10 protein-coding genes are annotated in these 13,626 nt (G+C 65.5%); 5 read left to right on the top strand and 5 right to left on the bottom strand.

Annotated features, from left to right (window positions below; translation table 11 throughout):
* The first annotated feature begins 525 nt into the window (after positions 1 to 525).
* Positions 526 to 2,490 (top strand): helicase HerA domain-containing protein, encoded by a 1,965-nt coding sequence (locus WD430_RS22515; RefSeq protein ID WP_339106404.1) that lies wholly within the window; start codon positions 526 to 528, stop codon positions 2,488 to 2,490.
* Here the strand turns inward: WD430_RS22515 and WD430_RS22510 are convergent.
* The gene (locus WD430_RS22510) at positions 2,468 to 3,610 is read right to left on the bottom strand and encodes a DegT/DnrJ/EryC1/StrS family aminotransferase (RefSeq protein ID WP_339106403.1); all 1,143 of its coding nucleotides are present in this window, start codon (positions 3,608 to 3,610) and stop codon (positions 2,468 to 2,470) included. The two genes, WD430_RS22515 and WD430_RS22510, sit on opposite strands and share 23 nt — an antisense overlap.
* A gap of 222 nt (positions 3,611 to 3,832) precedes the next feature.
* Here WD430_RS22510 and WD430_RS22505 point away from each other — a divergent pair, with 222 nt between their 5' ends.
* Together WD430_RS22505 and WD430_RS22500 are read left to right on the top strand one after the other, a co-directional pair.
* Entirely contained in the window at positions 3,833 to 5,461 is a 1,629-nt protein-coding gene (locus tag WD430_RS22505; protein WP_339106402.1) for an alkaline phosphatase family protein, read from the top strand.
* A gap of 2 nt (positions 5,462 to 5,463) precedes the next feature.
* Positions 5,464 to 6,474: a GNAT family N-acetyltransferase gene (locus WD430_RS22500; protein WP_339106401.1), complete on the top strand. Its 1,011-nt coding sequence runs from the start codon at positions 5,464 to 5,466 to the stop codon at positions 6,472 to 6,474.
* 27 nt (positions 6,475 to 6,501) lie between these two features.
* Here the strand turns inward: WD430_RS22500 and WD430_RS22495 are convergent, their stop codons facing one another.
* The gene (locus WD430_RS22495) at positions 6,502 to 6,768 is read right to left on the bottom strand and encodes a MarR family transcriptional regulator (RefSeq protein ID WP_339106400.1); all 267 of its coding nucleotides are present in this window, start codon (positions 6,766 to 6,768) and stop codon (positions 6,502 to 6,504) included.
* Positions 6,769 to 7,445: 677 nt separating this feature from the next.
* Positions 7,446 to 7,655 carry a hypothetical protein gene (locus WD430_RS22490; RefSeq protein WP_008895556.1) on the bottom strand — a complete coding sequence of 70 codons (210 nt, stop codon included), beginning with the start codon at positions 7,653 to 7,655 and terminating at the stop codon, positions 7,446 to 7,448.
* 392 nt (positions 7,656 to 8,047) lie between these two features.
* On the opposite strand from WD430_RS22490, the gene glmU reads away from it, so the two are divergent.
* Entirely contained in the window at positions 8,048 to 9,229 is a 1,182-nt protein-coding gene (gene glmU / locus WD430_RS22485; protein ID WP_339106399.1) for a bifunctional sugar-1-phosphate nucleotidylyltransferase/acetyltransferase, read from the top strand.
* A 422-nt stretch (positions 9,230 to 9,651) separates the two neighbouring features.
* Here the strand turns inward: glmU and glmS are convergent, their stop codons facing one another.
* On the bottom strand, positions 9,652 to 11,466 hold the full coding sequence (gene glmS / locus WD430_RS22480) for a glutamine--fructose-6-phosphate transaminase (isomerizing) (RefSeq protein ID WP_339106398.1): 1,815 nt from the start codon (positions 11,464 to 11,466) through the stop codon (positions 9,652 to 9,654).
* A gap of 881 nt (positions 11,467 to 12,347) precedes the next feature.
* Between glmS and WD430_RS22475 the strand changes: the two genes are divergently transcribed.
* The gene (locus tag WD430_RS22475) at positions 12,348 to 12,539 is read left to right on the top strand and encodes a DUF5786 family protein (protein WP_339106397.1); all 192 of its coding nucleotides are present in this window, start codon (positions 12,348 to 12,350) and stop codon (positions 12,537 to 12,539) included.
* Positions 12,540 to 12,724: 185 nt separating this feature from the next.
* On the opposite strand, the gene WD430_RS22470 is transcribed toward WD430_RS22475, so the two are convergent.
* Positions 12,725 to 13,423, bottom strand: coding sequence for a helix-turn-helix domain-containing protein (locus WD430_RS22470; protein ID WP_339106396.1), 699 nt, complete (start codon positions 13,421 to 13,423; stop codon positions 12,725 to 12,727).
* Between the last annotated feature and the right edge of the window lie 203 nt (positions 13,424 to 13,626).

The following is a 13,626-nucleotide window of genomic DNA, read 5'->3' as shown; positions in this document are numbered from 1 at the left end:
CCGGCTGTACTGGTATTTCGGCCAGTAGCACTCTCGGCCCCAAGCTCTAGACTGTCTAAACATTGTACACAGTGTAAACGGTAGGGACTTCTCGAAAAGTTCGGGCGGTCCCGACATCGTACGCGGTTCACTGTAGTGACGACTCGAGTACGCGCTCACGACCGACCGGCGATCCCGGTTCCGGAGCCCGCGACGACATCGCATCCGGACGGGGAGTGACACCGTTCACGTAGTGGTGACATTGTACACTGTGTGGACATTCTTCTGATTCCCCGGAGATAGTGCGAGCCGTGAACGGACGGCGGCGACTGCGAGAGCGACCGCCCGAGAGGAACCCGACGTCGAAAGCATTTCAGACGGTGTGAACATTCTACACTGTTTGAACTGTGTTGTACTGGCAGAGGACCGTAGCCGAAACCGGAACGTGGTGCGAGGGAGACCGTCCGACGAGGCCAATATTCAAGGTGCCGTATTCGGAGTGTACCCATATATGACTACGTCGCGCGCGCTCGAGGTGGTGGGTCGGTGAGCGATCAGCGAGAGATCCTGGTCGGCGAGACCGACGACGGATCGGACCTGTGGCTTCCGGTCGTCGAACTGCTGACCGGCCGCGGGTTCGTTACCGGCAAGTCCGGCTCGGGGAAGTCAAACACCGCGTCGGTCATCGCCGAGGAGTTGCTCGAGGCCGGCTTTCCCCTCCTGATCGTCGACACCGACGGCGAGTACTACGGGCTCAAGGAGGAGTACGAGATGCTCCACGCCGGCGCCGACGAGGAGTGTGACATCCAGATCGGACCGGAGCACGCCGAACAGATGGCGAGTCTCGCCCTCGAGGAGAACGTCCCGATCATCTTAGACGTCTCGGGCTACCTCGACGAGGAGGTGGCCGACGAACTGCTGCGCAAGATCGCCCGCCAGCTGTTCGTCAAGGAGAAGAAGATGAAGAAGCCCTTCCTGCTGGTCGTCGAGGAGGTCCACGAGTACATCCCGGAGGGCGGCGGCGTCGGCGAGACGGGGAACCTGCTGATCAAGATCAGCAAGCGCGGCCGCAAGCACGGACTGGGCATTCTGGGGATCAGCCAGCGGCCCGCGGACGTCAAGAAGGACTTCATCACGCAGGCCAACTGGCTCGTCTGGCACCGACTGACCTGGGACAACGACACCAAGGTCGTCGGCCGGATCATCGACACCGAGTACTCGGAACTCGTCTCCGAACTGAACGACGGACAGGCGTTCGTCCAGACCGACTGGACCGAGGTCGACGTCCGGAAGGTCCAGTTCCGTCGCAAGCGGACCTTCGACGCGGGCGCGACCCCCGGACTCGACGACTTCGAGCGACCCGAGCTCAAGTCCGTCTCGGACGCGCTGGTCGGCGACCTCCAGGACATTTCGGAGCGAAAGGAGCGCGAACGGGATCGGATCAACGAACTCGAGAACGAACTCGCGAAGAAGGAAAAACGGATCGAGACCCTGGAGGACGAACTCGAGTCCGCGCGGGACGTCTCGTCGGCGGCCAAACAGATGGCCGACGCGCTGACTCGGAAGGAGACGGTCCAGACGGAACTCGGCGGCGGCAACGACGAGGAACTGCGACGCCTCCACGACGAGATCGTCGACCTCGAGGACGAGCGCGACGAGCTCCGGGAGGAACTCGAGGACCGACGGGAGCGCATCGAAACGCTCGAGACGACGCTCGACTCCCGAACGGAGACGATAGAAACGCTCCGCGAGGAAAACGAGCGGTTGCGGGATCGCATTCGGGAACTCGAGGAGACCGCGTCCGAAGCGAACGAGACGGACGAGACGGCGGGGACGGACGACGAAATCATCCGCGCCGGCGGTGACGCGGTCGAGTTCGGATTCACGTCGATACAGGAGGTCCTCGAGCGTGACGACGGGGACGACGGAAACGGCGGCAATCAGGGGGGGACTGAACGGAATGGCAACGGCGAGCGGAGGAAGAGCGGCCGGAACAACGATAGCGAGCGGAGGAGGAGCGGCCGGAACAGCGACGGCGAGCAGAGAAGGGGCGACTGGACCAGCGACGGCGACCGAAGGAGGAACGACTGGAACGGCAGCGGTGACTGGGGAGCCGCCGAACGGAACGGCGGCGACGATGAACGGGACGGTAGCGACCGAGACGGCGCCGAACGGGTCGGTAAAACGCGTGATCTCGAGACGACCGGGATCGACGAGTCGTCGTTCGAGGACCTGTTCGAGGGCGACTGGATCGACGAGCGTCTCGAGACGGCGGCCGAGCAGTCGCAGTGTACGGCGGCGACGGGACGGCGGACGCTGGCCCTCCTGGCCCGAAACGGGCCGCTCGAGACGGCGACCGTCGCCGAGGCGGTCGATCGATCGACGGTCGCGGTCCAGAGTCTCCTCTCGGAGCTGCGGACCGAGGGGGTCCTCGACCGTCCCACCGAGCGGACCTACACGCTCGGCGACGACGTCCGGGAGGAGTTGACTACCGCGGCACGGGTCGACTAGTCGCCGGCGGCCTCCACCGGAGTCGGTCGCCGACGGCCTCGATCGCGGCCGGGTCGATCCCCTGGTGGACCGGCAGGACGACGGTCTCGCGGGCCAGTTTCCGCGCGACCGCGTAGGCCGGGTCGTCGCTGACGGTCGCGGGGAGTCGCGGCCACGTGTGAGCGGCGACCCCGCAGCGCTCGAGTTCGGCGAGGAGTCGCTGCGGCGCCCTCGTTCGGAGGGGGAAGCCCTGCGGACAGATCCCCTCGGGAAGCGACTCGAAGTAACTCTCGATGCCGGGGCGGGCGTCGAAGAGCCGCCGCCACGCGCGGTAGTTGGTCCGGCGCGCGTTCCGAATCGCCGTCGGGTCGACGGCGTCGACGACGGTCGCAGAGAGTTTCGACATCGGCGCCTTCCCGGCCTCGTAGCGCGTCTTCGGGTCCGGGACCGACACCGAACGGGTGGCCAGCGCCCGCTCGGCCGCTCGACGGACCGTCGCGTTCGTTTCGAGGAGGGTCCCGACGAACGACTCGAGGACGTACCGGCAGTCGTCGACACCGAACCCGTCGCGGACGCCGGCGAACGACGACGGCTCGAACCGCTCGACGACGGACTCGTCGTTGCAGTAGAGGATCGCACCGTCCGGGATCGGGAGCAGCTTTCGGAGGCACGTGATGCCGAGGTGGCCGCGGGTGCCGAGTAACGTGCCGTCGTCGACGCTGAGCGGTGCATGCGCATTGTCGTCGACGTGATAGCAGTCGTAGTCGTCGCACAGCGCCGCGACTGCCTCGAGTCCGGGCTGTGGAAACCCGAAGTAGTCGACCGTCAGGACCGCGGCCGTCTCGTCGTCGAGCCGTCGGTCGAGGTCCGCGCGGTCCGGTGCGAGGCGCTCCCGAACCCGATAGTACCGGGGTTCGAGTCCGAGGTCGTGAAACGGTTCGACGACCGCGTCCGGCAGGTACGCGGGAACGAGGACGTTCTCGCCGGGCGCGACGAGTCCGGCGAGCCCGTCGCGGAGGGCCACCTTTCCGGAGCCGTAGAACGCGAAGTCGGAAGCGTGCCGCTCGAGAAACGGCCGGATTCCGGCCCCACGCGTGCCGGACAGTACCCTGTCGGACAGCGACGGATGCTCACTGATCATGGCGATATCGCGAGAGGGTAGCGCTCTGGATCGATGCGACCATCCGGACGGTATCACCGCGATCCGCGATATAGTATGGGGATGATATCACACCACAAGTGTTAAGAAACCAATGGTTACTCGGAGACGCGATTTCGGATACGTCCCGTTGTCACGAGCAGTCGGAACATACGAGAACCAAACAATCGGATAACAAAACAGGGGTGGATCCCTTCCGTGTCTATGGGAGCTTCGGCAACCGAAACCGATCTCGGGCTGCTGGTGGTCGGCCTCGACGGCTGCTGTCGGTCGGTGCTCGAGCCGCTGTTCGAAGCGGACGAGATTCCGACGATCGAGCGACTGGTCGAGACCGGAACCAGCGGTCCACTGGAGTCACAGATCCCGCCGTGGACGGCGAGCGCCTGGCCGTCGATCTACACGGGAAAGAACCCGGGCAAACACGGCGTCTACGATTTCCTCGCGTTCGACGGCTACGAGTGGGACGTCGTGAACGCGACCCACGTCCGGGAACGACCGGTCTGGGAGTTGTTGAGCGAGTACGGACTCTCGAGCGTCGTCGTCAACGTTCCCGTCACCCATCCGCCGCGGGCGTTCGACGGCGCGCTGATTCCGGGCATGACCGCGCCGGAAGATCCGCCGTGTCATCCCGAAGGGATTCTCGAGGACGTGAAACTGGCCGGCGACGGCTATCACGTCTATCCGCAGGGGACCGACGCGCCGGACCAGTCGATCGAGGGCTACGAGCGCACGATCGAAGACCGCGGGACGGCGTTTCGCTACCTCTCTCGGCGGATCGAGCCCGCGTTCGGGTTCCTCCAGTTCCAGGCGACCGACACCGTCTTCCACGAGCGGCCGGGGGACAAGGCGGCCATCGAGGCCGTCTACCGCGCGGTCGATCGGCAGCTTCGAGAGACGATCGCGGAAACCGACCCGGAGAACGTCCTGCTCGTCAGCGACCACGGGATCGGCAAAGTGACGGGCCACGAGTTCCGGATCAACGAGTTCCTGCGCGAGCAGGGGTACGTCACGGTCCAGCGCGGCGGCGGCATGCCGAACTGGTCGACGACGTGGGAGAACGAACTGCTCGAGGGGACGGACGCCGCCGCCGGGAAAGCCGAGCCGAGCGCGCTCGAGCGAGCGATGAACGCCGCCGCGAACGTCGGAATCACCACCCAGCGGATCGCCGGGGTACTCGACCGAGTCGGACTGAAGGAGCCGATCGGGAAGCGGATTCCGAACGGGATGATTCAGGCGGCGAGCGAGCGGGTCGATTTCCCCGACTCGTCGGCGTACGTCCGGTCGAAGAGCGAACTCGGCGTGCGGATCAATCTCGAGGGGCGCGAACCGAACGGACGGGTGCCCGAATCCGACTACGAGGCGGTCAGATCGGAGCTGATCGATCGGCTCTCGGCCGTCCGAACGCCCGACGGCGAGCCGATGTTCGAAGCCGTCGAGCCGCGGGAGACGTACTTCGACGGGCCGTACGTCGACGAGGCGCCGGATATCCTGACGGTCCCCGCGGGCTTCGACAACGCACTCGTCGCCGACGTCGGCACCGACCAGTTCGGCGAACCGATGGAGCCGTGGAACCACAAGCGAACCGGCATCGTCGCGGCCGCGGGAAGCGACGTCGACGAGACGGCCTCGCTCGAGGGAGCGACGATCTTCGACGTCGCGCCGACGATCTGCGCGCTGTTCGACGTCCCGATCGACGCCGAGATGGACGGCTCGACGCTCCCGATCGTCGACGCCGGACGGGAAACGACGTACCCGGACTACGAACCCGATCCGATCCGCGCGACCGACGACGGGGCCGTCGAAAATCACCTCTCGGATCTGGGCTATCTCTAACGATGAGTATCGAAGTAACCACGCTCGATCCGCGGGCCGACGCCGACGAGTGGAATCGATACGTCGATCGTTCGGACGGGACGAACCCGTTCTATCGGGCCGAAGCGCTCCGCCTGCAGGCGACGGATACCGGGTCGACGCCCCACCTGCTCGCCGGATTCAAGGGACAGGAGCCGATCGGGATCTTTCCCGTCTTCGAGTACGGGAAGGGACCGATCACCGGCGCGTTCTCGCCGGCGCCGTTCTCGTGGTCCTGTTACCTCGGGCCGGCGCTGCTGAACGTCGACAAACTCAAACAGCGCAAGGCCGACCGACGGACGCGGCGGTTCCTCGAGGGCTGTCTGGCCTACATCGATCGAACGATATCGCCAGTGTACGCCAAGTTCATCACCGCCGAGTTCGACGACCTCCGGACGTTCGTCTGGAACGAGTACACCGTCGAGCCGGGCTACACCTACGTCGTCGACCTCGAGGGGAGCGAGGACGAGCTGTTGAAGCGGTTCAGCAGCGACGCGCGGAGCAACGTTCGGAACGCCGATCCGGACGCCTACCTCATCGAAGAGGGCGACGGCGACGACGTCGAGCGAATCGTCGAACAGGTCGCGGCCCGCTACGAGAGCCAGGGACAGCCGTTCCAGTTGAGCACCGAGTTCGCCCGCTCGATGTACGAACGGCTGCCCGACGGCGCGATCCGGCCGTACGTCTGTCGCGTCGACGGGGCGTTCGTCGGCGGCATCCTCGTCGTCGAAACCGACCGGACACGCTATCGGTGGCAGGGCGGCGTCAAACCCGATACCGACGTCGACGTCTCGATCAACGACCTCCTCGATTGGCACGTCATGCGCGACGGACTGCGGGACGGACTCGAGCGGTACGACCTCGTCGGGGCCGGCGTCCCGAGCATCAACCGGTACAAGGCGAAGTTCAACCCGCGCCTCGAGACCCACTACGAGATCACGGCGGGATCGTACGGGATCGACCTGCTGGTCGACCGCTACCGAAAACACAGCTGACGACCTACCCCGTTTCCCGGACGGGGCTCAGTCGGTGAGCCGATACTTCGACTGGCGGGCGTCCTCGAGGTGGACGCGGCTGGTGACCAGGTCCTCGTCCTCGAGTTTGCCGAGCGCGTAGCGGACGGTCCGGGCACAGAGTCGGGACTCGACGGCGATCTCCTCCTGGGTCATCGAGCCCTCGTACTCGAGGACCTTGTAGACGAGTTTCGAACTCGGCGGGAGGTCGATCAACGACTCGGTCGGGTCCGGGTCGTCGGTGTCGACCTCGGAGTCGGGCTCCGTCGCACTCATCGCTGGCCCCGGTCGGTCGACTCGCGTCGCGTTGTGCGGACGGTTCCCGGACCGAAAGCCGATTCGGCCGACCGACGGTCCGCGACTGCACCGGTCCGATCGGACCGACGGCCGTAGAAGGGACGAACTGTCTCCATTCGTACCCGGATCAATACGGGCGGTTCGTATATACGATATCGACAGTTCAGAAATCTAGGTGGCGGCTAATCCGGATATCGAACCGATAACCGAGACGGGAGAGACCGGTCGGCCGGGACTCCGAAAGCCGATCGATCGTCCTCCGGGGAGGGCGAGGGGACAGCGACGGTGACCGGGATCGAGACGAAACCGTCGCACAGCCACGTGATGTGAGATCCCGGACAGCACGTCGGATAACGAACGGATGACGCCACGGAAGCGGCGCAGGGGCAACGCAGAGACGACGCGGGGTCGGCGTCCGGACGGCCGACCCGAGACGACCGTCTCGAAGTGGCGGCGGTAGGTCCCGGTTTCGACGCGGACCGTGGATCGCCGAACGGCCACTCGCTGCTTCGATGCTTCCGGTCGACGCTCGAGGGCTCGCCGCGGTCCGATCGCGGTCGGCGTTGACTGCGGGGCGACGGCTGTCGGTCGTACCGATCGCGGAGACGGTCGAGCGCTCGAGAACGGACGCGGCACCTGACGAGTATCGAACGAAATTATCGGGCTTCCTTCGGGATGAAATCCGAGGTTTTCATCTCGCGGTACGTCGCACAGTCGGGACAGGCGTGAACGACGTCGCGGTTGTCACCGAAGACGCGGGCGAACTGTCGCGTCACCTGGTTCCCACAGTTGACACAGCGAGGGGCAGTCGTTTCCTGACCGGACGTCATCGGCGTCCACTTCGCGTCGGTTGGTTCCGTCGACATCAACAACTCGTAGCCACAGAACGGTATTTACTATAGACTGCATAACCGCGGCTGTCGGCCGTGCATACGGACGGCGGTCGGGAAAATCGTCTTTTCGAGACAGTTCGACGAACGGCAGTGTTATCGTCTCCTACGGCAGAAATTCAATATTTCTTTGGCTTAACGGACTGTTTTACCCGGTGTGAATGCCGATTCAGTGGCCGGTCTCGGTGACGTGCCGACCGAGCGGTCGAGACTGACCTCGAGGAGGGCCCGACTGCCGACGGATCGTGTACTCGCAATCGCCCGTCCGACGGTCTCGCTGGACCGGAATCGGGCAGAACCGACCGGAAAATCGGCCGACGGGAGTAGCATCTGTATAATTATCCGGCGAATCCGGGTAGGAGACGGCAATGCAAGCCGTTGTTCTTGCGGCGGGTGAGGGAACGCGAATCAGACCGCTCTCCGCGGAGCTGCCGAAGCCGATGCTCCCGGTCGCGGAGCGACCGCTGGCCGCACACACCGTCGACGCGGCCGTGGACGCCGGGGCGGACGAAATCGTCCTCGTGATCGGGTACGAGGGCGAGACCGTTCGAGACTACTTCGGCGACGAATACCGGGGCGTTCCGGTCTCCTACGCCGTCCAGACCGAACAGGCCGGGACGGCTCACGCCGTCGCTACCGCCCGCGAACACATCGACGGTCCCTTCGCCGTGCTGAACGGCGACAACCTCTACGATCCGGCGGCGATCGACCGACTGTTCGCGAACTGCCCGGCCGTCGGCGCCGTCGAAGTCGCCGACCCGCGAAACTACGGCGTCCTCAGCACCGATGACGGGGTCGTCGACGACATCACCGAGAAACCGTCGGAACCGGCGACGAACCTCGCGAACGCCGGCGCCTACGCCTTCCCCGAACGGGCCTGCGAGTGGCTCGAGGTCCCCGAGAGCGAGCGCGGCGAACACGAGATCACCGACGTCCTCGCGACGGTGCTCGATCAGTTCGCGGTGACGCCGATCGGCCTCGACCGCTGGCTCGACGTCGGTCGCCCCTGGGAGTTGCTGGAGGCCAACGAGTGGAAGCTCGCCGAGCTCGATCGCCGGATCGACGGCCGGGTCAGCGACGACGCCCACCTCGAGGGCGACGTGGTCGTCGAGGACGGCGCGACGGTGAAACCGGGCACCGTCATCGAGGGACCGGTGCTGATCCGCTCGGGCGCGACCGTCGGGCCGAACGCCTACGTCCGCGGTGCGACGCTGATCGGCGAGGACGCGTCGGTCGGAAACGGCGTAGAGATAGCGAACAGCGTTCTCTCTCGCGCAGCGTCCGTTAGTCACCTCTCGTACGTCGGCGACAGCGTCCTCGGACGGAGGGTCAACTTCGGTGCCGGAACGACGGTCGCGAACCGCCGCCACGACGAGGCGCTCGTCGAGACCACCGTCAAGGGCGAGCGCGTCTCGACGGGTCGGCGGGAGTTCGGCGTCGTCGCCGGCGACGGCGCCAAGACCGGCATCAACTCGAGTCTGACGCCCGGCCTGAAACTGGCAGCGGGAGCGACGACGCGTCCCGGCGAGGTCGTCGAACGCGACAGGTAGCCAGAACCCGACGTCTCGGTCGAACCAACGGGACCCCTGGTGACAGCGCGGCGGGGCGGACGTCGGGCCATCGGTAGCAAGTGGGGGCTTTATACCACGGCGAATTGCTAGAGCAGTTGGAGGGCAGTCGATCAGACCCGATACGATCGCGGCAGTCCCCTCCAGCGCGACTGCGACGGTTCGAGTGCGGGTCGCGGGCTTGACCCGACGGCGCCGTGCGGAGCCGGAACTATGGGGGTGGTTGCGGTTCCCGCGGCATCGTCGACTCGTACTCGGCACTCACGCGTTCGAACCGGTAGCGACAAGCACGAACGGAGGTCGCAATCGACCGATTTCGATTCTCGCGTGATCGTTCTCGAGTGATCGAACGGACAAAACGAGCGATTGACGGCGGAAAACGACGGTGAGTGGAATTCGGCGGGCTACTCGACGGTGACGCTTTTGGCCAGGTTGCGGGGCTTGTCGATCGGCCGGTCGAGGAGGTCGGCCGCGTAGTAGGAGACGAGCTGCAGCTGAACGTTCGCGAGCAGCCCCGCGAGGTCGGCGTCGGTCTCGGGAATCTCGAGGTGCGCGTCCGCGACGTCGACCGCTCGGTGGCCCTCCGGACAGACGGCGATCACGGGCGCGCCGCGGGTCTGGGCCTCTTCGGCGTTTTTCAGCGTCTTCTCGTCCTCCTGGCCGGTGAAGACCGCGAAGACCGGCGTGTCGGGCGTGACCAGCGCCAGCGGGCCGTGTTTGAGCTCGCCCGAGGCGAAGCCCTCGGCGTGCTCGTAGGTGATCTCCTTGAACTTCAGGGCCCCCTCGAGCGCCACCGGGAAGCCGAGCCCGCGACCGATGAAGAAGTACGACCGGCTGTCGTGGTACCGCTCGGCGATGGCCTCGGCGTCGGTCTCAGCGAGCAGGTCGTCGATGGCGTCGGGCATCTCGGCCAGCTCCGGCAGCAGCGAGTCGAGGTCGGCCGGCGGTTCGCCGTGCTGGTCGGCGGCGATGCGCTGGCCCAGCAGCGTCAGCATGACGGCCTGGGAGGAGAAGGTCTTCGTCGCCGCGACGCCGATCTCGGGACCGGCCCGGATGAACAGCGCCTCGTCGGCCTCTCGAGCGGCGGTCGAGCCGACGACGTTCGTGACCGTGACGGTCATCGCCCCCTCGGCCTTGGCCCGGCGCAGGGCGTTCAGCGTGTCCGCCGTCTCGCCGCTCTGGGTGACCGCGACCACGAGCGTGTCGTCGTCGACCGGCGGCGCCGAGACGCTGTACTCGTTGGCCAGCAGGGCGGTCGACTCGATACCGGCCTGTTTCAGCGCGAGCGAGCCGTACAGCGCAGCGTGGTAGGAGGTTCCACAGGCGATGAACTGGACGCTATCGATATCCGTGAACGTCCCGGGCTCGAAGTCCGCGAGCGCGATCCGGCCGTTCTGGGTGTCGATCCGCCCCTCCAGCGCCTGACTGAGGGCGGTCGGCTGCTCGTGGATCTCCTTCAGCATGAAGTGATCGTACTCGCCCTTGCCGGCCTGTTCGGGGTCCCACTCGACCGTCTCGGGTTCGCGCACGACCGGGTTCCCGTCGAGGTCGGTGAACTCGACGCCGTCGTCGTCGACGATGACGACGTCGCCGTCCTCGAGGTAGACGACGCTGTCGGTGTACTCGAGGAACGCGGGGACGTCGCTGGCGAGGAAGTACTCGCCGTCCTTCATGCCGACGACCAGCGGCGATCCCTGTCGAGCGGCGTAGAGAACGTCGTCACCGGAGAACATCGCCGTGACGGCGTAACTCCCCTCGAGTTCGTCGATCGCGCGGCGGAACGCCGCCTCGTCGTCCATTCCCTCGTCGAGATAGAACTGGATGAGATGCGGAATGACCTCGGTGTCGGTATCGCTGGTGAACTCGTGGCCGTAGTCGGCCAGTTCGGACTTGAGTTCGGCGTAGTTCTCGATGATGCCGTTGTGAACGACGGCGACGTCTTTGGTCTCGTCCGTGTGCGGGTGGGCGTTCTCGTCGGTCGGCGGCCCGTGCGTGCTCCAGCGGGTGTGTCCGATCCCGACGGAGCCCTCGAGGGGCGTGTCGTCGATCGACTCTCGGAGCTCGTCGACCTTCCCGGAGCGCTTCTCGACGTTGATTCCCGACCCGTTCTGGACGGCGATACCGGCCGAATCGTAGCCGCGGTACTCGAGATTCTCGAGGCCGGTCAACAGCGGTTCGAAGGCGTTTCCGTCGCCAACGCGGCCGATAATTCCACACATCGTCGATCACCCACCGTACGGCTGTTCGGGAAGGCGGCCTCCCCGGAACACCATAGTAGTTATCGAACGAGACGTCGCGGCTGCGGGGACGGCAGATCGAACGGCCACTCGTGATCGCGCCATCGATTGGTGCGCTCCCGTGGCGACTGTTCGAGATGACGGGCGGTACACGGACATATTGCTACCCTTCCCAGCAGCACCCATTACTATAGACGGGCTACTAGAATCGGTAGTTGACGGGTAACAGTCGGCCTCCGTTCCCCCTCACCGATAATCGAATTCGAGACACTCATCCGTGAAATCACAGTTTCAACATACTCGTACAATTCACGCCCCGATACTGACGAGAGTTCGTCCAGGTCGGGGTTTGAAACCGAGTATGTCAACCAAACACTGGACAGCAACTGCGTACGGGTCACGGCCCATCGAGATCGGTCGATACCGGCGGAGTCCGCGCGAAACCCTCCAACAGTGGCGATTCCGAGCCACGTACTCGCGTGTGCTCCGAACGAGCGTGATCGGCACCCCTACTGATAGCGGGGGCCGTAAACGGATCACTATCGAGAATGAATCGGGCAATCGGTGCGGCCGGTCGCCGAGATGCCGCCGGATCAGCCGGACGTCGCGGGCGCCGTTCGGCCACCGGCACCGAACTCGCAGCGAGACGCTGTGGAATCCCCGGAACGCGACTCGAGGCCAGGTGGCCGACGACACACCGGGGTTCCGGTCGAAACCGCCGGCAAGCGCGCGGCCGATGGCGGTCCGGAAACCCGGTCAGCCGAGCCGACGGGGCGGTCACGTCGGCGGCGCTAGATGTGCGGACCGGCTGCAGGGACGCGCCGAACCGGCACACCTTTGACAGTCGCTGGTGAAGTGCGTGTATGGGTTTTGGTAGCTACGACGAATCCGAACAACAGCAGCAGACGGCGGACGACGAGGACGACGTCGAAGCCGTCAACGTCCACGAAAACGATCACGACGGACAGCTGTCATTCGAGTCCGACGCCTCGACCGACGAGCTCGTCTCGCAGCTCGGCTCGATGAAAGACGACGAGGACGAGGCCGAGGAATAACGCTCGAGGCCGGCGACGACACCGCCTCGTGATCGGTGGGAGGTGACGACGAGCGGGTCCAGATCGGCGAGCGGAACCCGGCTCGGAGAATTTTGTTCCTTTTCGCGCGCGAACAGCGACGATCGGTTCGCCGGCTCAGTACGGTGAGGAATTCGCTCGTTCAGCGAGAGGCGTCGACCGACGGGTCAGCACAGCTTCGACGCGCAGAGTTCGCCGATCGCGCGCCGGAGCCGCTGGGAGACCGCCGACTTCGAGACGCCGAGTCGGTCGGCCAGTTCGTCCTGCGAGATGCCGCGGGGGACGTCGAAGTAGCCCTCCTCGTGGGCGACGGCGAGGAGTTCCTCCTGCTTTTCCGTCAGGGCGACGACGCAGTCGTCCTCGTCGTCGGAGAGTCGCAGATGGTCGACCGTGACCGAGATACCGCGGTCGCGGCAGCGGTCGTTGAACGAGACGAGATCGTCTCGGCTCGGGAACTGGAGCTGGACGCGCCAGCCGTCGCGGGAACTCGAGAGGTCCAGCAGTCGGCCGCCGACCTCGGCGGTCGCCGCGATGAACGTCACCGCTCGGTCGGTGAGTTCGACGCGGTAGACGCGCCGGTCGGGGTAGCGGTCCGCGAGCACCGGATCGGTGACCGTCGGGTCCAGCTCGAGCGCCGATTCGAAGTCCTCGAACGAGTCGCCGGAGACGCTACAGAAGACGAGCGTCCGGCCCGTGCCGACGGTGGTCCAGTACTCGGGTTCGACGGTGACGTCGGTCGCTCGACGGAGGGTCGGCCGCAGGAACAGCGACGAGTGGTCGAGTCGAAGCTGGGTGACGATGCCGCCGTCGGCCTGCGATCGAATCCCCGTGCGGTCGTCCTCGTACTCGGTGACATCGATGCTCACAGGTCGATCCCTCCGGCCGGATACCGGCCGTAATTCCTCGTTACCGCGAACTCGCTCATCGAATACTGAATTCGGCCGCGAGTACATGGTGGTAGACGCTATACACGGAACCGACGCCGGCGGCCACCGCTATATCTATTCACGCGTCGTCGTTCCTGAACGTCGATACGCGGAAGAAATAGGGCGTTACAGGACGATTCGTC

Source organism: Haloterrigena sp. KLK7 (assembly GCF_037914945.1).
In the GTDB taxonomy this organism is placed as follows: Archaea; Halobacteriota; Halobacteria; order Halobacteriales; family Natrialbaceae; genus Haloterrigena; species Haloterrigena salinisoli.
Note: the sequence above shows the minus strand (reverse complement) of the source record. Positions and strands in the feature narration are given on the sequence as shown.